Origin of the sequence: Streptomyces sp. NBC_00435, from assembly GCF_036014235.1 — a bacterium.
Taxonomy (GTDB): domain Bacteria; phylum Actinomycetota; class Actinomycetes; order Streptomycetales; family Streptomycetaceae; genus Streptomyces.
In genome coordinates, this window is sequence record NZ_CP107924.1 from 956037 (window position 1) to 976744 (window position 20708).

Consider the following 20708-nt stretch of genomic DNA (forward strand, 5'->3'; position numbering starts at 1 on the left):
TTGCCGCAAGGTTTTGCGGGGAGGTTAGCGGCCTGTCACCAGCAGGTGAAGCCCTCGCGAACCGGCGATATCGCCTTCCGGCGTACACGGAGGGCCGGGTGGGTCCGCATTTCGGGAGAAGCGACGCAATGCCTTGCAGCAATTTTCTCCAGAGGTGGGCACGACGAAGCCCTCCGGTGCGCCGGATCCGCGATGAGCGGCCGGGCCCCGGAGGGCTGGAGGGGACGTACGGGTGGCGTGGCCGCCGATGTGGCGGCCACCCGGCGGCTACCGGCCGCGCAGGGTTTCGATCTCGCGGCGTTCGCGCTTCGTCGGGCGGCCCGCGCCCCGGTCGCGAATGCCCACCACCGCGGCCTCCACAGGGGTCGGCGGCGGCGGGCTGTTGTCGGTCAGGCATTCCGCGGCGGCCGGGGCGCCGACCCGCTTCGACACCGGGCGCCGGACCACGACGATGCGCTCCCGTCCCGCGTGGAAGAGGCGCACCTCGTCCCCGGCCCGCACCGCCTGTGCCGGCTTGGCGCGCTCCCCGTTGACCCGCACATGGCCCGCGCGGCACGCGGTGGCGGCGATCGCCCGTGTCTTCGTCAGCCGGACCGACCAGATCCACACGTCGACCCGCGCCGACCCCGCACCCGCGGTTCCCTCTTCAGCCATGACCCGACTTTAACGAGTCGGGACGGTAAAAACGGAACTACTTTTGGCGTTTACGACAAAGAGGATGGCATCTGCCATGTACATCGCCCCAACTGAATTGCAAATGCGGGACATGTGCCCCTACCTTGTCGCTCATGCAGTCCTACACCATCGGTCAGGCGGCACGCCTGCTGGGCGTCAGCCCGGACACAGCGCGCCGCTGGGCCGACGCCGGCCGCGTCGCGACCCATCGCGACGAGGGCGGCCGCCGTCTGATCGACGGCCGTGCCCTGGCCGCCTTCTCCATCGAGGTGGCCCAGGGCGCGCACACCGAGGACGGCGAGACCTACACCTCGGCGCGCAACGCCTTCCCCGGGATCGTCACCGCCGTCAAGCTCGGCGACGTGGCCGCCCAGGTGGAGATCCAGGCGGGTCCCCACCGCCTGGTCTCCCTGCTCACCCGTGAGGCCGTCGAAGAGCTCGGGCTGGAGGTCGGCATGCGGGCCACCGCCCGCGTGAAGTCCACCAGCGTGCACATCGACCGCGCCTGACCCCCGCTCAGCACGACGCGTCCCCACCCGCTCCGCCCGTCACCGGCGCGGGTCACCACCGCGCGGACCCGGCACCAGGCCGGCCGCCGACCCGACCGAGGAGCACCAGCTCATGTCCCCGATCCTGCCCCTGAACCGCCGTGGCGCCGCCCTCGCGCTGACCGCCGCCCTGCTCGTCCCGGCGCTCGCCGCCTGCGGCAGCAACGACGACAAGAAGACCGACGCCGCCGCCTCACCGAGTGCCTCCGCGTCCGACGGGCCCAAGGCCGCGAACCTGACGGTGCTCGCCGCCTCCTCCCTCACCGACGTCTTCAAGACCGCCGGCGCCGCGTACGAGAAGGCACACCCGGGCACGAAGATCACCTTCTCCTTCGCCGGTTCGCAGGAGCTGGCCGCCCAGGTCAAGCAGGGTGCCCCGGCCGACGCGCTGGTCACCGCCGACACCAAGACCATGGACGGCCTCAAGGCCGAGGTGAACGACCCGGCGATCATCGCGAAGAACCGTCTGGTCATCGCCGCCGGCAAGGGCAACCCCTTCAAGGTCGCCGGTCTCAAGGACCTGGCCGACACCAAGATCAAGGTCGTGCTGGCCGCGCCCGAGGTCCCGGTCGGCCGCTACAGCAAGCAGATCCTCGACGCCCAGAAGATCGAGGTGAAGCCGGTCTCCCAGGAGCCCAACGTCCGCGCCGTGCTGAGCAAGGTCGAGCTGGGCGAGGCCGATGCCGGTCTCGTCTACAAGACCGACACCATCAAGTCCGGTGACAAGGTCGCCGTCGTGGACATCCCGGACGCCGAGAACGCTGTGGCCTCGTACCCGGCCGCCTCGCTCAAGGGCTCCAAGAACGCCGAGGCCGCGGCCGCGTTCGTGGCCTGGCTGAGCACCCCGGAGGCCCAGAAGATCCTTCAGGACGCGGGCTTCCAGAAGCCGTAGCCGGCTGCCGCACCCAGCGGTGAGCGGAGAGGGACTGCCCGGTCGGGGGACGGGCAGTCCCTCTCCGTTCCGTTTGCCGCACTGCGCTACGTCCGCCGCCCCGCCGTCCCGATGGTCCGCCGACCCGATGGCCCGCCGTCCCGCCGCCCCGATGGCCCGCGTCCGCGGGTACGCCGCGCACCCAGCCAGGAACCCACATGAGCAGAGTCCGCACCCGCCGTGCCCGGCCCCCGGTGGCCCTGGCGCTCCCCGCGCTGCTCGCCGTGGCGTTCCTGCTGATGCCGCTGGTCGGCATCCTCACCCGCACCCGGTGGAGCGATCTCGGCACCCACCTCACCAGCCCCGGTGTGGTCGAGGCGCTCAGGCTCTCGCTGCTGGTCTCGCTGTGGGCGCTCGGGCTCTCGCTCCTCCTCGGTGTACCGCTCGCCTGGCTGCTGGCCCGCGTCGAGTTCAGGGGCAAGGCGCTGGTGCGCTCGCTGGTCCTGCTCCCCATGGTGCTGCCGCCCACGGTCGGCGGTGTGGCCCTGCTGCTCGGTTTCGGCCGGCGCGGGCTGCTCGGTCCCTGGCTGGAGGGCGCCTTCGGCATCACCCTGCCCTTCCACACCTCCGGCGCGGTCGGCGCGGCCACCTTCGTCGCGATGCCCTTCCTGGTGATCAGCCTGGAGGGTGCGCTCGGCGGCCTGAAGCCGAGCTACGAGGAGACCGCCGCGTCCCTGGGCTCCACTCCGCTCCGCGTGTTCTTCACGGTGACCCTGCCGATGGTGGCCCCGGGCCTGGTCGCCGGGGCCGCGCTGACCTGGGCCCGGGCGCTGGGCGAGTTCGGCGCCACCATCACCTTCGCCGGCAACCTCCCCGGCACCACCCAGACCCTTCCGCTCCAGGTCTACCTGCTGCTCCAGGACTCCCCCGAGGCCGCCACCTCCGTGTCCCTGCTGCTGCTCGCCATCGCCATGGCGGTGCTCCTCGCCCTGCGCGGGAGGTGGACGGGCACCCCCGTCGCCCGAAAGGACGGCGGAGCGGTGGCGGTCACGGAGGAGCCGCCCGGGCCGGACCCGGTGGACGCCGTGGACGCCGTGGGCGCGACCGGCACCGCCCGCACCGGCGCCGCAGCGTACGCGGCGGCCCCGGCCGACGGCGGACACTGGCCGTTGCACGCCACCGTCTCCGGGTTCAACGAGCTCACCCTCGACGCCGAACCCGGCACCACCATCGCCGTCGTCGGCGAGAACGGCGCCGGCAAGACCACCCTGCTGCGCGCCCTGCTCGGCCTCACCCCCCGCGCCCACGCCGAACTGCGCCTCGGCGACGCCGACGTGACCGCGCTGCCCCCGCACAGACGCCAGGTGGCCTGGGTCCCCCAGGACGGCGCCCTGTTCCCGCACCTGAGCGCGCTCTCCAACACCTCCTACGGTCTGCGCGCCCGCCGGGTGCCGCGCGCCACGGCCCGCGCCGAGGCCCAGGCCTGGCTGGACCGGCTCGGAGTGGGTCACCTCGCGCACCGCAAGCCCGCCCAGCTGTCCGGCGGGCAGGCCCAGCGGGTGGCGCTGGCCCGCGCCCTCGCCGCCCGGCCCCGGCTACTGCTGCTCGACGAGCCGCTGGCCGCCCTGGACCAGACGACGCGGGCCCACGTCCGGCACACCCTGCGCACGCACCTGGCCGGCTTCGGCGGGGTCTGCCTCATCGTCACGCACGACCCCGTCGAGGCGGTGTCCCTGGCCGACCGGGTCCTCGTACTCGCCGAAGGGCGGACCCTGCAGGACGCGCCGCCGGCCGAGGTGACGCGGCACCCCCGCTCCCCGTGGGTGGCCCGGATGCTGGGGCGCAACGCCTGGCCCGGCACGGCGTCGGCCGACGGGCTGGAGCTCGCCGGCGGCGGCCGTCTGGTGGTGGCAGAGGCACTGCCCGAAGGGGAGCGGGCACTCGCGATCATCGCCCCCGAGGCAGTGTCCGTGCACCGGGACCGCCCGGGCGGCAGCCCTCGTAACGTCTGGCCGGGCACCGTACGGGAGATCACCTCGGTCGGCAGCCGGCTGCGACTGCTGGTCGGCTCCGCCGAGGCACCCGACCTGGTCGCGGAGATCACCCACGAGGCCGCCGCCGAGCTGGGCATCGCCGACGGCGCCGCGGTGTGGACCAGCGTGAAGGCGACCGAGGTCACGCTCGTGCGGCTCTAGGATCCGAGCCACGGCACGGCACTCACGCGCCCACGTAGGCCGCCAGGTGCTCTCCGGTCAGGGTGGAGCGGTCGGCGACGAGGGCGGCGGGCGTGCCCTCGAAGACGATCCGCCCCCCGTCGTGACCGGCTCCGGGGCCGAGGTCGATGATCCAGTCGGCGTGCGCCATGACCGCCTGGTGGTGCTCCACGACGATCACCGACTTGCCGGAGTCCACGAGCCGGTCGAGCAGACCGAGCAGCTGCTCCACGTCGGCGAGGTGCAGACCGGCCGTCGGCTCGTCGAGGACGTAGACCCCGCCCTTCTCCGCCATGTGGGTGGCCAGCTTGAGCCGCTGCCGCTCGCCGCCCGAGAGCGTGGTGAGCGGCTGGCCGAGGCTGAGGTAGCCGAGTCCGACGTCGGCGAGCCGCTCCAGGATCCGGTGCGCGGCCGGCGTGTGCGCCTCGCCCCCGCCGAAGAACACCTCGGCCTCGGTCACCGGCATCGCGAGCACCTCGCTGATGTCCCGGCCGCCGAAGTGGTGTTCCAGGACCGAGGCGTGGAAGCGCTTGCCCTCGCACTCCTCGCAGGTGGTGGCGACTCCGGCCATCATCGCCAGGTCGGTGTAGATGACGCCCGCGCCGTTGCAGGCGGGGCAGGCGCCCTCGGAGTTGGCGCTGAACAGGGCCGGCTTGACGCCGTTGGCCTTCGCGAACGCCTTGCGGATCGGGTCGAGCAGCCCGGTGTACGTCGCCGGGTTGCTCCGCCTGGAACCGCGGATCGCCCCCTGGTCGACCGAGACCACGCCCTCGCCCGGCGCCCCCGCCCGCTGTGCCAGCGAGCCGTGCACGAGCGAGCTCTTGCCGGAGCCTGCGACGCCCGTGACGACCACGAGCACCCCGAGCGGTACGTCGACGTCGACGCCCCGCAGGTTGTGGGTGCTCGCGCCGCGGATCTCCAGCTTTCCGCCGTGCTCGCGCACCGTCTCCTTGAGGCGCACACGGTCCCCGAAGTGGCGGCCGGTGATGGTGTCACCCTCCCGCAGCCCCTCGACCGTGCCCTCGAAGCAGATCGTGCCGCCCCCCTGGCCCGCGCCGGGGCCGAGGTCGACGACGTGGTCGGCGATCGCGATCGTCTCCGGCTTGTGCTCCACGACGAGCACGGTGTTGCCCTTGTCCCGCAGCCGCAGCAGGAGGCTGTTCATCCGCTGGATGTCGTGGGGGTGCAGGCCGACGGTGGGCTCGTCGAAGACGTAGGTGACGTCGGTGAGGGAGGAGCCGAGGTGGCGGATCATCTTGACGCGCTGGGCCTCGCCGCCCGACAGCGTGCCCGAGGGCCGGTCGAGGGAGAGGTAGCCCAGCCCGATCTCCACGAACGAGTCGAGGGTCTGGCGGAGGGTGGCCAGCAGCGGCGCCACCGAGGGCTCGTCGAGTTCGCGGACCCAGGCCGCCAGGTCGCTGATCTGCATCGCGCAGGCGTCGGCGATGCTGATCTTCTTGATCTTCGAGGACCGGGCCCCCTCACTGAGCCGGGTGCCCTCGCAGTCGGGACAGACGGTGAACGTCACCGCACGGTTGACGAAGGCCCTGATGTGCGGCTGCAGGGAGTCGACGTCCTTGGACAGCATCGACTTCTGGAGCTTCGGGATGATGCCCTCGTACGTCAGGTTGATCCCGTCGACCTTGATCTTGGTCGGTTCCTTGTGGAGCAGGTCCCGCAGCTCGCGCTTGGTGTACTTGCGGATCGGCTTGTCCGGGTCGAAGAAGCCGCAGCCGGAGAAGATGCGGCCGTACCAGCCCTCCATGCTGTAGCCGGGGATGGTGAGCGCGCCCTCGTTGAGCGACTTGGTGTCGTCGTAGAGCGCGGTGAGGTCGATGTCGTTGACCGAGCCCCGGCCCTCGCAGCGCGGGCACATGCCGCCGGTGATGCTGAAGCTGCGCCGCTCCTTCACGGTCTGCCCGCCGCGCTCCACGGTGACGGCGCCGGCCCCGCTGATCGAGGCGACGTTGAAGGAGAACGCCTTGGGAGAGCCGATGTGCGGCTTCCCGAGCCGGCTGAAGAGGATGCGCAGCATCGCGTTGGCGTCGGTGGCGGTGCCCACCGTGGAGCGGGGGTCGGAGCCCATCCGCTGCTGGTCGACGGTGATCACCGTCGTCAGCCCGTCGAGTACGTCCACCTCCGGCCGCGCGAGGGTCGGCATGAAGCCCTGGACGAAGGCGCTGTAGGTCTCGTTGATCAGCCGCTGCGACTCCGCGGCGATCGTGTCGAACACCAGTGAGCTCTTGCCCGAGCCGGAGACGCCGGTGAAGACCGTCAGCCGGCGCTTGGGGATCTCGACGCTGACGTCCTTGAGGTTGTTCACCCGCGCACCGTGCACGCGGATCAGGTCGTGGATGTCGGCGGCGTGCGGCTCGGGCGACTGCGCGCCCGTCCTCGTGGCCTTGCTCATCGTGTCTCCATACTCCTCGGGCTGAAGCCGCCTTCGCGGTCGCGGCAGCGCCACCCTGTCTACCCGATCGGCGGTGTCGTCCGGGGGCGGCGCCCGGTAGGCGGGGCCGGGGATCTCAGTGCTTGCGTGGCTGGTGGAACCGCAGCATGTTGCCGGCCGGGTCGCGGAAGGCGCAGTCGCGGACCCCGTACGGCTGGTCGATCGGCTCCTGCAGCACGTCGCCGCCGGCGGCCCGGATGCGCTCGAAGGTGGCGTCGACGTCGTCCGTCGCGAAGATGACGCCGCGCAGCAGGCCCTTGGCCAGCAGTTCCGCCACCGCCTCCCGGTCGGCGGCCGAGGCTCCCGGGTCGGCGAGCGGCGGTTCGAGGACGATGTCCACACCGGGCTGTGAGGGCGACCCGACGGTCACCCAGCGCATGCCCTCGAATCCGACATCGTTGCGGACTTCCAGACCGAGGACGTCCCGGTAGAAGGGGATCGCCTTGTCGTGGTCGTCGACGGCGATGAAGCACTGCGAAAGGTTGATGTCCATGGGTTTCACGCTACGGGCGGGTGGGCGGCGAATGCTTCTCCGTTCCTGACCGGTCTCGTGGCCCGCGGGTGCCTCGACGGCTCGCGCCGCGGATCTCGCGCGGAGCCGCGCGGTCACCGGGCGGTCCCGGTGCCGACCGCCGGGAGTACGCGGAGCCAGTCGCCCGCCGCGAAGGCGTTGACGCCGATCACCGTCCGACCGGTGCGAGGGGTGGTCAGCAGGAGTACGCCCTCGGCGCGGCCGGCCGCGAAGCGGGGGGCGCCGGCGGTGATCATCACGGCGCGTTTGCCGGTGGCGCGCCGGAACTCCGCCAGGAGACGCAGCCGCAGGGCGGCTTCCTTGCCGTCCACGGCCTGCGGCGCGTACGGCTCCACGACGGCCACCGCGCCCGTGCCCGGCTCGCGGGCGGCGGCCGCGAGGGCCGCGCGCAGGGCCTTGATCCGGTCCAGACCGCCGCCGTCGAGGGTGCGGCGCGTGGAGTCGAGGTGCAGGAACCGTAGGCCCCGGTGGACGAAGGCCGGCCGGCCGCTGCCGGTCAGGGCGAAGTCGACTCCCGCACCCCGGGCCGGTGCCCCCGCCGCTCCTGCCGCCGCCCGGCCGGCAGCGGGATCGACCGCGAACCGCCAGGGCCGGGAGTTCACTTCGGCCGCCGTGGCCACGACCGGATCCGGCGCCTCGGGCGTACGGACGACCCCCGTCGGCGGGGTCAGCGCCGCCAGGGTGTCCAGCAGCAGCCGCGCGGGGTTCGGACCGGCGGTGGCGGTGGCGGCGATCCGGGTCACGGTGAACGGGCGCTCCGCCATCACCGGGAGCGGGAAGGTGATCTCCCGCCAGCCGGTCCAGTCCGCGGCGGGCCCGCGCAGCGTGGCGACCGCCCCGTCCCCGTCTGTGAGTTCCACGGCGGGCCGGGCGCCGGAGCCGTCGCCGTTCACCCAGAGGGAGAGCGACCGGGCCAGGTCGGGCACGGGCAGCGGACGGGGCGGGCTCGCGCCGGCGCTGCCCCCGGCGGCGGGGAGCGCGAGGGCCAGCCCCCGGCCGGGACGGCCCTGGCCGGGCGCGACGCCGGGGCCGGTCCACCGGTCGGCGTCCTCCAGATCCGCGAGCGGCAGTTCCGACAGGCCTACGCCGAGGGCCAGTTCGGCCGTGGCCGAGGCGGCTCCGCGCACCGCGCCGGCCGTACGCACCGTGGCCGCTCCGTGCACCGCGCCGGCCCCACGCACCGTGGCGCGCAGCTTCCCGGCGGCGCGGGGCACTCGGGCCGTGACGGTGAACCCGCCGAGCCCGTCGTCGGCGACGCTCCACTGGGACCGGTCGAACTCCACGTCCACGTCCCGGGGTTCGACGACGGCGGCGGCGCCCCGCGCGTCGTAGCCGGTCAGTACGAAGCGGGCGCTCTCCCCCTCCTCCGCGAACCCGATCCGCTCGGGGACGGCCCGGACCCGGACCGGCGGCCCGAGCACGTCGAGGCGGAGCGTTCCCCGGGCCGCCCCGCGCCGGGCCCGCACGGTCACGTGTCCCGGCCGTGGGGCCCGGAGCACCCCACCGGAGTCGATCCGGACCCCGTCCCCATCGGCCGACCACACGGGCGCAGCACCCCGGCCGGGCACGGACCGCGGGGCGGGGCCGGTCACGGACCCGACCGCGGAGCCCGCCCCGGACCCCGACCCGGACCCCGACCCGGACCCCGCCGCAGGAAGGGACGGGGACCTGGGAGCGGACCCCACGCCGGATGCGGTGTCGGCCACCGGGCCGAGGGTGGAGTCGTACGGGGTGGCCCGCAGGGTCCGGGCCAGGCCGGGGAAGGCTCGTGCCGCGCCGCCGACGGGGTCGATCCGGTAGCCGCCGACTCGGCCCGGACCGGCCGGGACGGTGAGCACGAGGCCGTTGGGGACCGGCCGCGGCCGGCCGTCGGACGGGGAGTTCTGCAGGGTCGGGGCCGTCTCCCCGACCAGCGCGGCGAGCAGGGTCGAGGACCCGCCGCCGTCGAGGTTGAGGGCCTCGTGGGCGCCGAGCCGGCGCATCATCCGGCCGAGCGCCGTCAGGGTCAGCCCGGCGCTGTCGCGCTGGCGGCCGTCGACCGTGACCAGGCGGAGCCGGCGGCCGTCACGGGAGAGGCCCACGGCGGTGCGCGGAGCGGCCGCGTTGTTCGGCTCGCCGTCGTGGTTCTGCGGCACCCCGGCCACGACCAGCGCCTCCCGGCCGCCGACCGCGCCGACCGGGAGCGGCCCGCCCCCCACGGCCACCGGCCGGGCCGTGACGCCGACCGTGTCGCCGGGGCGAAGGGCGGCGAGTTCGGCGGCCGCCGCACCGCCGCCCGTGACCAGCACGGTGGTGCCGGGTGCGGGACGCTCCCGGCGCGGCGGCCGGCGTACCGCCGCCCGGACGGCCGCGACCCGGCCGTCGCGCAGTTCCACCGCCGGTCCGGGCACGGGGAGTTCGGCCGCCGACCAGTCGGAGGTGTAGGCGGCGAATCCCTCGGCGGGCGGCCGCGCGGTGTTGAATCCGGCGAGCGGGCGGACGACGCCACCGGGCAGGGTGACGCTCCCCTGGAGGGCGAGGTCCAGTACCCGTCCGGCTCCGTCGGCGCCGAAGCCGACGGCCCGGCCGGAGCCGGGGGACGCCGCGTGCAGCAGCCGTCCGGCACCGATCCCGGGGCCCAGCGGGGCGCCCGTACCGCGGATGTCGAAGAAGTCCCCGTTCACGGCGGCGACCACACGGCGGCCGGGACCCGCGTCGTGGCGGGCGGCGGAGTCGGCGACGGTGGCCGGTCCGCGGCCGCCGAGGTACTCCGCGCGCACGCCGGAGCCCGCGAGCCGTACGTCGAGCTCGTCGATCCGCAGCCACCTGTCGGCTTCGAGCCGGTCGTAGGACTCCAGCCGGACCCCGGGGGCGATCTGCCGTGAGGTACGGGCCGTCTCGATACCCGCGCCGTCCCCGGCGGCCCGGGCCGGGGCCGCCGGGGCGGCCAGGAGCACGGTGAGCACAAGGGTCAGCAGGACGTACGACGGAGAGGCGGGCAGCGGGCGCGGGATGGGCGGCACGCAGGCAGGATCACCCAGACCGGGCATATGAACGCACTAACGCGGCAGGGCCCTGACCCATATCAGCCATTTGCGCCCGCCAACACGCCACCGACCTGTCGGCGAACCCCTCGGCAATGCGTCCGACCTCGAAAAATGCCGGCCTCTCCATCGCCACGATCGTGCTGCTCGCGGTCTCCGGCGTGTACGCTCTGCTGCCGCCGAGCCAGCAGCTCGGATCCGGCGGCTCCGACCGACCCTCGCGATCCTTGTCGTACGGAGGCTGACGGCCGTGCAGAGCGCCAGGTCCGCAGGGGGCCAGTAGGCGACCCAGCAGTAGCAGGGCCAGGAGCACACCCCGGGCCCGTGGCTACGCCTCCCCGGGCGCCGGGTCCCCAGGCACCCGGTCCGACCCGTCGGCCGCTGCCCCGCCCGGGGCATGGCCGGCCGGGGCGGGGCCGGCCCGCTCCAGCACGGTGAACTCGCACCACACGCACTTCCCGCCGCCCCGCGGCTCCACTCCCCAGGCGTCCGCCAGCCGGTCCACCAGCATCAGTCCGCGCCCCGACACCGCCCAGTCGTCGGCCTCGCGCCGCCGCGGCAGGGCGCTGCTGGTGTCCTCCACCTCGATCCGGATCCGGCCCTCCGGGGTCAGCCGCATGCTGATGCCGCCGACGCCCTCCGTGTGGACCAGGGCGTTGGTCATCAGCTCGTCCGCCGCGAGCTCGATCTCGTCGGCCTGGTCCCACGCACCCCATGCCGCGGCGGCCGCCCGGATCAGGTGGCGGGCCATCGACGGGGCGTCCGGGTCGCCGGGGATCAGGCTGTGCCGGAGCGGTCCGCCGCCGTGCGGGACCGGGGTGCCGCGCCGGCGCAGCAGGAGCAGGGCCATGTCGTCCCCGCCGCCCGAGTCGCCGACCAGGTCGCACAGCACATCGGCGAGTTCCTCCACGTCCGTCGGCCCGTCCCGGACCGCCTCCATGAGCTCGCGCATCCCGATGTCGGCATCGGCGTCGGAGCCGTCCGCGGTACCGGCATCCCGGCCGGGCCGTTCCGTCAGGCCGTCCGTGCAGAGCAACAGGGTGTCCCCGGGGTGCAGTTCGAGGCTGGTGACGGGATACCCCGTACCCGAGGACGTGCCCGGGACCGTACCCGAAGCCGAGCCTGCCGCGGACGGCCCGGGCGACGGCAGGCCCAGTGGCAGCCCGCCCGCCACGTGGACCCGGTGGCAGCTGCCGTCCCCGCGCCGCACCACCGGGTCGAGGTGTCCGGCGCGGACCAGCTGGGTCATGCCGCTGAACAGGTCGATGTCGGCGTACGTGCAGGTGGCGAAACGTTCCGTCTCAAGGTCCCGCAGGAAGGCCGCGGCCCGCGCCATCGCCGCTCCGGGGGTGTGCCCTTCCGCCACGTACGCCCGCAGCGCGATCCGCAACTGGCCCATGACGGCCGCCGCGTCGGTGTCGTGGCCCTCCACGTCGCCGATCATCACGCCGACCCGGCCCGCGCCGAGCGGGACCACGTCGTACCAGTCGCCGCCGATGTCCCGCCCCATCCGGGCCGCCCGGTACCGTACGGCGATCCGCGCCCCCGCCACCTCGGGAATCCGGCGCGGCAGCATGGCCCGCTGGAGGCCCTCGGCGAGATCGTGCTCCTGCTCGAAGAGGATGGCCCGCTGCAGGCTCTGCGCGATGCCACTGCCGAGGGCCATCAGCACGTTGCGCTCCTCGGCGTCGAAGTCGCCCTCCCGCGCGTAGAGCAGGCCGAGCGCGCCGACGGGCCGGCCCTGGGCGATCAGCGGCAGGTAGACCCCGCTGCGGACGGACAGCGGCTCGACGTACGGCCACAGGCTCGGATAGCGGCGGCGGAACTCCTCGCGGGAGCCGAGGTACACCGGCCGCAGCGTGCGGACGGCCTCGCTCATCGGCAGCGGCGCGTCGATCCGCGTGTACTCGGTCTCCGGTACGTAAGCGCCCAGCTGCCCCTCCGCGACCAGGTGGATCCGGGCGCCGTCGACCACGCCGAGCATGACGCTGACCGCGCCGAGGTGGCCCAGGGCCTCGGGGTCCTTGAGGACGTCGGTGACGTCGTTGACGGTGCGGGCGTGCGCCAGGATCGCCGTGGTCCGCTCGACGACCCCGGTCATCCTGCGCCGGCCCTCGTCGCGCTCCCCCGCCGCTCCGGGCTCGCCGGGGTCGTGGGCGGCGTCGCGGACGATCCCGATGATCCGGTACGGGCGCTCGTCCGGGTCCCGCAGGATGTGGCCCTGGAAATGGGTCCACCCCGGGGACCCGTCCCGGGCGCGGCTGCGCACGTAGGCCCCGTAATGGCTGCGGCCGGCCTTGAGCGCCTGCGCGACCCGCGCGTCGAGCCGGGCCTCCTCGCCGGGCCCGAGGCGGATCCGCAGCCCGGCGGGGGTGCCGCTGAACTCTTCCGGGCGCAGGTCGAGGACCTCGAGGGCGGTGGTGTCCAGATACATCTGCCCGCTGTCGAGGTCCCAGTCGAAGGTGCCCATGCGGTTGAGCGCGAGGCTCGTGTCCGTACGGGCGGGCCACTCGACCTGGGGGGTCACACCCCTGTCGGCCACACCCTCAGGATCCCACTCTTCCCTCGCCCCCGCCGAACCCGCGGCCCTCCGCCCGAGGGCGCCGCGACCGGCCGCGGGCCCGGCCTCACACGGGCGAGGCCGGGCGGCCGGGCGAAGTGGCGGCGAGGACAGGATTCGAACCTGCGTCCACCCGGGATCAGAGCCGGGCGCTCCTCCGCAGAGCTTCCTCGCCGCCACGGCGATCATGGCTGGGGCCGCCGTTGCGGGCAACCGATTTCCGCGCGCCCCGCCGACGGCCGGTCACATCCACTCGCTCGCCGCCGCGCGCTTGCCGTTGCCGGAGAACACCCCGGCCGACCGGAGGGCGCTGGCCATGAGGGGGTCCGCAACAGCGACACCGTGCACCAGCTCGGGCGTCCGGCGGAAGGCGACGGCCCCGGCCGCCGGCCTGGGGGCGGTCCAGGCGCTGGCGACGGGGTCCCTGCGATGCCGGGCACAGACCTCCTCGACCAGCGAACGCGGGCATTCCTTCTCCCCCCGGAGCACCTCCCAGGGCAGCGGAAGCTCGGCCCAGACGTAGGTGTCGGGGTGCAGCCCGCCGCCGGTCATGCGGTGCCAGTAGGCCACATCGGCAGCCATCAGGCGGGGTACCTTCCCCGGGCAGAACCGGTCCAGGATCTTGTCCTGGCCCAGCTCCGTCAGGATCGCGAACCAGTGGGCGCGGGCCGTGTTCCACGCCTGCGCGGCCTGGTTCCACGTCGACGAGTCGTCGCCACGGCGCACGACCATCGATGCGCGCTCCAGCGGGTGCCGGTTCCAGGCGTCCTCCAGCAGGTCCGCGACCTGGCGCAGGAAGCCGTTCCACCGGACCAGCAGGTGAGTGAGGTCCTCGTCGGAGACTTCGGCCAGCACCTCCGGCGTGGGGTGCACATGCGCCACCGCGGCCCAGCAGGTCTGCCCGGGCCACGCCCGCAGGCGCTGGAACAGCGCCTCGGCGACCTCGTCGTAGGGCTGGCGCTGGGGGCCGTTGGTGAAGACGCTGCGCATGTGGCCCCGCGCCGTGAAGTACGCGATGAAGGCCGCCGTGTCCGGGTCCGCGGCGAAGAGACCGTACGGCAGTACCTGGGCGAGCGCTCCCTTGCCCGTCATCGTCACCTCGCGGCGGCGTTGCTCGTGGATCAGCCGCGCCAGCTTGGCCTCCATGCGGATCAGGAGCCGGAAGCGCTTGTTGTACTGGCGCTTGGACATCTCGCCGAGGCCGACAGCGGTTCGCTCCGCCCGGTCGAGCCGGTCCGTGCCGAAGTCGTTCTGGCCGTAGCCGCGGCTCATGGACCCGCCCGCACGCCGGATCACCGCCTCGATCCGGTCCGGATCGTCCCCGGCGCCGTCCGGCAGGTCGGGCAGGTCCGGGAACAGGCTTGCCGCACGCGCGAGTTGGCGCTGTGCGCCGACCGGGCGGGCGAAGTCCTCCCGCATGGAGGTGTAGCCGTGCCAGAGGTTCCGCAGCGAGTGTTCGGCGGCCTTGGCGAGTGCCGCCCCGGTGGCCTCGTCGGGAGCGGCGCCCTGCGCCGCATGAAGATCCTGGATGAGCCGGGCCACGTCCTCCGGACGCTTGCGCAGCGTCAGCGAGGCGTGCAGTTCACGGAGGAGGGCTTCGACGGCGGGCGACGGCATGGGCCTCACCCTGCCATTGCCCGACCAGGCGCCCAACTGGATATCCGCGGGCCGCGGCCACACCCTCCCCCGATCAATTCAACAGGAAATGGACCCAAGTCCCGGCCTGTCGTGACTTTTCCTGAATGGGTGACTTGTACGATTTCATCAAGATCGATCCGTTCGTGAGCATCTTTATCGGCGTCAGGAACCCTCCGACACAGGGTCTTTGGCGCCCGCAGCCGTGTGGGGTGTGGCTTGTCTCAAGCGCCGAAGACGACCGGAGAACCGGCCGACGGAACGAGGGAAGGGGTGGACGCGACCGAGCGCCTCCCCCGGCCCCCGACCCGAATACCCGTCCCCGCCACCCCCGCGCCGGCCACGGCCCCCGGCCCCGAGGGCGCCGGCGGTTCCCGTACCGGCAGCGGCAGCCTTGTCGTACGGCCGTACCGGGATCCGCTCGTTCTGGGTCCGCTCTTCCGCGGGGAGGAACCGGCCGAGGACGACTCCTTCCGCTCCGCCGACTCCACCGAGCCCGGACCCCCCATGGGCCACGGCGCGCCTGGCAGCGTCGATGGCCTTCGGCAGGGTGCCGGACCGGGGGCGGCACCCCGGCCCGGGGTGCGCTCCGTGGTGGGGCCGGCGCCCCGGACGATGCCCGCCGTACTCGATCCCGGACTCACCGAGCGGCCCGCGCGGGCCTGCTCCGGCTGGTGGGCCCTGCTCCTCGCCGGGACCGCCACGGCCGGCGCCGCCGCCCTCTCACGCTTCGAGCGCCTCCGCGCCTCCGCCTCCCCCGACGCCTGGCCCCTCGCCGTCGTCGTGTGCTGCGCGCTCCTCACGCTCACCGCGCTCGCCGGACTGCGTCGCGGCCGCGCCGGCCGGGCCTGGTCGCTGACCCTCTTCGGGCGCTACCGGGGCACGATCCGGCGTACCGGCCTCATCTGGTCCAGCCCCCTGCCCCGGCACACCCCCGTCGATGTCCGGCTGCGCCACTGGCGCGGCGAGCCGCTCGCCGTGGTCGACGCCGAAGGCACCGCCCTGCGGTGCGTCGTCCTCGTCGTGTGGCGGGTCAAGGACACCGCCCGCGCACTGCTCGCGGTCGACGACCACACCGCCTACCTGCGCGGACAGGTGGAGTCCGCGACCGCCCGGGTGCTCTCCCGACTGCCCGCCGACTCCTTCGGCCCGCGGCCTGCCGAACCGGAGACCCTGCGCGACACCGAGGCCGTCGGCGACGAACTGACCCGGCTGCTCGCCGCCGAATGCAGGGCGGTCGGCGTCGAAGTCTTCTCCGCCCGACCGCTGCACGTCGAGTACGCACCCGAGGTCGCCGCGGCGATGCAGCGCCGCCGGGTCGCCTCGATCGACGCCCGGCACCGGGACTCCGTCCTCACCTCCGTGCTCGACGCCGTCGACGACACCGTTCACCGGATGTCGGACCGCGGGCTCGTGGGCCTGGACGACTACGAACGCAAGGCCCTGGTCAAGGACTTGACCGTGGCCTTCTACACGGCGCGCGGCCCTGCCGCCGACGCCCGCTGAAAACACCCCCGATGGGAGAGGAACCACGCATGCGCACGCCCGAGTTCACCGAGGAAATACCCGACGCCTGCGACTGCGCCGGCTGCGCCCGCGGTACGACGGCCGTCGCGGCCGCCGCACACCGCCGTCGCTGCACCCTGCGCGGCGCGGTGGTCGCGGCCGTCGGCGCCACACTGCTGATGGGCACCGGAGCAGGCGCCGCGTCCGCCGAGCCGGCGCCGGCCCATGCGGGCCGGGACGGCTCGAAGTACTGGTACAAGGACGCCACCGGCTGGTGGCGCTGGACCTCGCACTACAGCAAGTACGTGGCGAACAGCGGTGGTTCGGGAGCCGGAGCCGGCAAGGCCGCTTCCGCCGGCTCCCCGTCGGTGCGCACCGCCGAGCCCACTTTCCGCGGCCGCGCGGGCTGGGACTCGACGGACCGCGTGTACTGGTACAAGGACGCGACCGGCTGGTGGCGCTGGACCAGCCACAAGGACAAGTACGAGCGCTTCGCGGGTGGTTCCGGCTCGTCCGGCTCCTCCCGCTCCTCGGGTTCCGGCGGCTCCAGCACCCCCGTCCGCCAGGGCACCGAGGCCGCCATCTCCTTTGCCAGCAGCCACCTCGGCGACGCGTACCGCTGGGGCGGCAACGGCCCCCACAGCTGGGACTGCTCGGGCCTGGTGCAGGCCGCCTACCGCTCGGCGGGCATCTCCCTGCCCCGTGTGGCCGCCGACCAGTACCGGGCCACCACCCCGATATCCCGCTCCGAACTGCGCCGCGGCGACCTGGTGTTCTGGAGCTCGAACGGCAGCGCGTCGGGCATCCACCACGTCGCCGTCTACCTCGGCGACGGAAAGTACATCGAGGCCCCCCGGCCGGGCAAGCAGGTCCGCGTCTCCAGCTTCAGCGCGTACAACCCGACCATGTACGGTCGCGTGCGCTGACGAGCTCGGGGGGAACTGAGGTCGAGTCGTGCCGGCCCGGCGCTTCGACGGGACCTCGTACCCGCCGCTCCCGGACGGACCTCCCCGAGGGCCACCGGCCCTCGGGGAGGTCCGTGTACTGGGCAGAGCCCTTGCGGTCACTGGCCGCCAGTACCGGCGTCACCACCACCGTCCGTACCTGCTCCGGGTCCGACCGGAGAGGGCGGAGGCGCGATCCGCGTGGTGGGCGGCGGAGGCGGGGGCGGCGGCGCGATCAGCGTGGTGGCGGGGGCCGGCGGGGGCGGGGGCGGCGGCGGGGGCGTCTCAGGCCGCGCCGGCGTCACGGGGGGCTTGGGCTCCGGCGCCGCCGAGGAGGTCTTGAGCGGGGCCGGAGGTGATGGTTCCGCCGAGCTCCGCAACGACGGCGACGGCGTCGGGGACTTTGAGGGCGTCGCCGACGGGGACTTGGAAGGCGACACCGAGGGGGACGGCGAGGGGGACGCCGAGGGCGACTTGGACGCCGATTCCGAGGGCGAGACCGACGGGGACACGGACGGCGACACCGACGGGGACACCGAAGGTGACTCGGACGGCGACACCGACGGCGAGACCGACGGGGACACCGAAGGTGACTCGGACGGCGACACCGACGGCGAGACCGACGGGGACACCGAAGGTGACTCGGACGGCGACACCGACGGCGAGACCGACGGCGAGACCGAAGGCGAAACCGACGTCGACTGCGAGGGCGAGACCGACGGGGAGTGCGACGACGTCGGCGTCGGCGTGATCACCGGCAGGGTCGGGATCACCGGCGGCGGGATCGGCTTGTCGTGCCGGCCGTGGTGGTCGCCCCGGCCGCGCTCGAACCAGCGGTTGTCGTGGTAGTTGTAGATCACGAAGTTGTTCACGATGGTCACGGACGGGGCGATGACCACCACCTGCGCGGGCTGGTACGAGGTCCAGGGCTGACCGAACCGCTTCGGGTTGGCCTGCAGCGCCACCGGCGGGCCCAGCGGGTTCCCGCAGGCGCAGCGCACCCGCGGCACCCCGCGGTCGTCGACCAGCACGGCCGTCCCGGCCTGCAGTACGGCCTGGTAGCTGGTGGGCTGGCCGTCCCGGAAGCCGTGGTTGGTCACCCGGGTGTCCATCCGCAGCTGCACGGGGGTCAGGGAGCGCAGGTACTCCGGCACGGCCGTCGGCTGGATGCCGAGCGCCGAGGCGAAAGCGGCGTTCTTGGCCGGCTGCGCCGACAGCACCTGGATCTGCTTCTCGACGTCACAGCTGGCGACGTTCTGCGTGCCCCCGAACAGGGTGGGCGAGGATCCGCTGATGCTGCGGGTCGGCGCGGTACCCGACGAAGACTTCGACGGCGGTGGGGACGGAGGCGGAGCCGGCGGGGTCTCCGGCGGCGGTGTGGCCTCCGGCGGCGGTGTGGCGTCCTTGGCGGCCGTGGACTCCGTGAACGGGTCCGGGCCGGAGGCCGCGGCGGGCTGCAGGAAGACCTCGTTGCCCGCGTTGGTGCTGGTGCCCCCGCCACCGCTCGGCCTGGTCAGTACGACCGCCAGGGCCACGGCCGCCGCGATGGCGACGATCGTGGTGGCGAGCCGGGGCACGGAGCGCCACCAGGGCTTGTGCGGGGGCTCCGGGGGTATTCCCCCGGAGCCCCCGGGCGGGGCGGGCGGCGGGGGCGGCGGCGGGCCTTCGCGCCCGCCTGACAGGGGTCCTGAAGGCGGGCCCGTGGGGCGCCCCGACGACGGCGGCGGCTGTGACGGCGGCTGTCCCGGCTGTGTCGGCCACGGCGGCTGCTGGCCGGAGGGTTGAGTGGTCACGGGCTCTTCTTCCCATGCGGAGGGGTTCCGGTCCCCTATGGACGTTCCGCGGGTCTTCAACGGAAATCTCCGGATTTATTGCACTCCTGGCGACCATTGTGTGCGCCGTCCGGGTGGTGGCCGCAAGCCGAGGGTGCCTACGGTGGCAGGGTGAGCGCTTCTTCGGCACCGACCGCGGCACCCGTCCCGGCCCCGACCGCGCGAGCCTGGCGCGACGCCCTCGTCGCCGTCCTCGCGGGGTTCGTGGTGATGGCGGTCGTCGCCGCCGCGGGCCTGTACCTGGCGGGCGCCGGCGACCTACCCGGCGGGGCGTTCCCGCACGTGGTGGCCGCCGTCGTCGTGCTGGCCGCCGGCGGCCAGATGGACGTGACGGGCGGGGCCGGGTTCCTGGCGGGGGCCGACGCGAGCCTGTCCGTGCTCCCCCTCTCCGTCAGCCTGGCCGGCGCGCTGACCGCCGGCTGGCTCTTCCTGCGCCCCCTGCACAACCGGGCGGTGGCGGGTGCCCGCGAACTCCTCGCCCGCGCCGTGCCCTTGGTGATCCTGTGGCTGGCCGCGCTGACCGGAGCCGCCCTCCTCGCCCGCCAGGAGTTCGCGATCTCCACGGGCGACTCGGTCCTCGGGGACATCGGTGAAATCCTCGACGCCGGACCGACGGTGGGATTCGAGGCGGCGGTCCCCGCCACTCTCGGTTTCGGACTGCTCTGGATCCTGGGCCTGTTGCTGATCGCCCTGCTGGTCTCGCGCCGCGCGCCGCTCCCGGCGGGCCTGGTGCGCTTCCACTCGGCGGTGCGGCCCGCGGCGTTCGCCGTGGTCGCGCTGCTCCTCGCCTACGTCGTCGTCGGCATCGGCGTCGGCCTGGTGGTGGCGGTGACCCAGGGGCACGCGGGCCGCACCCTGGCGGTGATCCTGCTGGGCCTGCCGAACCTCGTCTGGCCCGCCCTCACGCTCGGCTTCGGCGGAGCCTGGGAAGGCACGGCCGAGGGGCCGTTCGGGCTGCCCATGCCGCAGGTCCTCGACCAGGCGCTGCGCGCCTCCGGATCCGATGCCGGCGCCGGGCTCTCCAGCATCGACGTGGCCTCGCTCGCCGAGCGGGACTCCCGGGCCTGGTGGCTGGTGGTGCTGGCCGTCGTCCTGCTGCTCGGCACGGGCGCGCTGGCGGCCGCCCGCTCGCCGGGGTACGTCCGCCCCTGGAAGCACGCCCTCCACCTGGCGGTGGCCCTCGCGCTGGCCACGCTGGTGGTCTGCCTGCTGGCCCGGGTCCAGGCCCAATTCGGTCTCTCCCTGCTGGGCATCGGCGACGCCGGCGGTCTCGGCGGCAAGGTGGACCTGCGCCCGCTCCTGTGGCGTACGGTCGGCCTCGCCTTCGTCGCGGGCGCGGTGGCGGGCTTCGTCGGAGCACTGCTCACCCGCCGCCGGCGCGCACCGGCCGCCCCCGCGGGTCCCGAGGGCCCCGCTGCCCCGGCCGCCCCCACGGATCCCGTCACCCGTTGAGTCGTTCGGCCGTTCGGGTGAACGGATGGAAATCGGCTCATCGGGGGATCGTTTCCGCATGTCACGCTCGCCTCCGTGAACATGACCAAAGGCCTGTTCCGGCCGCTTCACGCCGCTGGCCTGCTCGCCCTCTCCGCGCTCGCCCTGACCCTGTCCACCGCCCTCCCCACCCAGGCGACCGGACCCGGGGTCCGCTACCTCTCCGGCGAGACCGGCCGCAAGGGCTCCACCGTCGAAGCCGTCTCCGTCAGCCGCGTGTTCTGCCCGCCCGGCAGCGCCGTCCAGTCCGGCGGCTACTCCACCACCCGCTGGGACCGCGCCCGCGACGGAACCCCGCGGCACACCGTCCTCGCCAGCCACCCCGTCGTCGACGCGCACGGCCGCAAGGGCTGGTACGCCTCGGCCGCGCACGCCGATGTCACCGCCCACGTGGTGTGCGCGGCCTCCCCCGACGACGACTGAGACCGG

At 74.1% G+C, this 20708-nt stretch carries 13 protein-coding genes, 1 tRNA gene and 1 pseudogene; 7 read left to right on the forward strand and 8 right to left on the reverse strand.

Annotation, left to right across the window (positions count from 1 at the left end; translation table 11 throughout):
* Positions 1–267: 267 nt before the first annotated feature.
* Positions 268–654: an RNA-binding S4 domain-containing protein gene (locus OG389_RS04190; RefSeq protein WP_328297093.1), complete on the reverse strand. Its 387-nt coding sequence runs from the start codon at positions 652–654 to the stop codon at positions 268–270.
* Between the two features lie 134 nt (positions 655–788).
* Here OG389_RS04190 and OG389_RS04195 point away from each other — a divergent pair, with 134 nt between their 5' ends.
* From OG389_RS04195 to OG389_RS04205, 3 genes are all read left to right on the forward strand, one after another.
* Entirely contained in the window at positions 789–1184 is a 396-nt protein-coding gene (locus OG389_RS04195) for a TOBE domain-containing protein (protein ID WP_328297094.1), read from the forward strand.
* 112 nt (positions 1185–1296) lie between these two features.
* Positions 1297–2115, forward strand: coding sequence for a molybdate ABC transporter substrate-binding protein (gene modA / locus OG389_RS04200; protein WP_328297095.1), 819 nt, complete (start codon positions 1297–1299; stop codon positions 2113–2115).
* Positions 2116–2312: 197 nt separating this feature from the next.
* Positions 2313–4289, forward strand: coding sequence for an ABC transporter permease (locus OG389_RS04205; protein ID WP_328297096.1), 1977 nt, complete (start codon positions 2313–2315; stop codon positions 4287–4289).
* A 22-nt stretch (positions 4290–4311) separates the two neighbouring features.
* Here the strand turns inward: OG389_RS04205 and OG389_RS04210 are convergent, their stop codons facing one another.
* The 6 genes from OG389_RS04210 to OG389_RS04235 all read right to left on the reverse strand — a co-directional run bounded on the left by OG389_RS04210 (position 4312) and on the right by OG389_RS04235 (position 14488).
* Positions 4312–6717, reverse strand: a complete 2406-nt coding sequence (locus OG389_RS04210) for an excinuclease ABC subunit UvrA (protein ID WP_328297097.1) — start codon at positions 6715–6717, stop codon at positions 4312–4314.
* A 115-nt stretch (positions 6718–6832) separates the two neighbouring features.
* The gene (locus tag OG389_RS04215; RefSeq protein WP_328297098.1) at positions 6833–7249 is read right to left on the reverse strand and encodes a VOC family protein; all 417 of its coding nucleotides are present in this window, start codon (positions 7247–7249) and stop codon (positions 6833–6835) included.
* A gap of 113 nt (positions 7250–7362) precedes the next feature.
* Entirely contained in the window at positions 7363–10290 is a 2928-nt protein-coding gene (locus tag OG389_RS04220; RefSeq protein WP_328297099.1) for a phosphodiester glycosidase family protein, read from the reverse strand.
* 349 nt (positions 10291–10639) lie between these two features.
* Entirely contained in the window at positions 10640–12853 is a 2214-nt protein-coding gene (locus OG389_RS04225) for a SpoIIE family protein phosphatase (RefSeq protein WP_328297100.1), read from the reverse strand.
* 117 nt (positions 12854–12970) lie between these two features.
* A tRNA-Gln gene (locus OG389_RS04230) sits at positions 12971–13046 on the reverse strand.
* Positions 13047–13114: 68 nt separating this feature from the next.
* Positions 13115–14488 (reverse strand): hypothetical protein, encoded by a 1374-nt coding sequence (locus OG389_RS04235; protein WP_328297101.1) that lies wholly within the window; start codon positions 14486–14488, stop codon positions 13115–13117.
* A gap of 291 nt (positions 14489–14779) precedes the next feature.
* Between OG389_RS04235 and OG389_RS04240 the strand changes: the two genes are divergently transcribed.
* Positions 14780–16012 (forward strand): SPFH domain-containing protein, encoded by a 1233-nt coding sequence (locus tag OG389_RS04240; RefSeq protein ID WP_328297102.1) that lies wholly within the window; start codon positions 14780–14782, stop codon positions 16010–16012.
* A gap of 29 nt (positions 16013–16041) precedes the next feature.
* On the forward strand, positions 16042–16938 hold the full coding sequence (locus OG389_RS04245; protein ID WP_328297103.1) for a C40 family peptidase: 897 nt from the start codon (positions 16042–16044) through the stop codon (positions 16936–16938).
* 479 nt (positions 16939–17417) lie between these two features.
* On the opposite strand, the pseudogene OG389_RS04250 reads toward OG389_RS04245, so the two are convergent.
* Positions 17418–18638, reverse strand: a pseudogene (locus OG389_RS04250) (DUF6777 domain-containing protein); the annotation flags it as partial.
* Between the two features lie 261 nt (positions 18639–18899).
* Here OG389_RS04250 and OG389_RS04255 point away from each other — a divergent pair.
* Both OG389_RS04255 and OG389_RS04260 read left to right on the forward strand, forming a co-directional pair.
* Positions 18900–20240 (forward strand): streptophobe family protein, encoded by a 1341-nt coding sequence (locus OG389_RS04255; protein WP_328297104.1) that lies wholly within the window; start codon positions 18900–18902, stop codon positions 20238–20240.
* A gap of 75 nt (positions 20241–20315) precedes the next feature.
* A complete protein-coding gene (locus OG389_RS04260; RefSeq protein WP_328297105.1) occupies positions 20316–20702 on the forward strand; it encodes a hypothetical protein in 387 nt (128 codons plus the stop codon).
* Positions 20703–20708 lie beyond the last annotated feature (6 nt).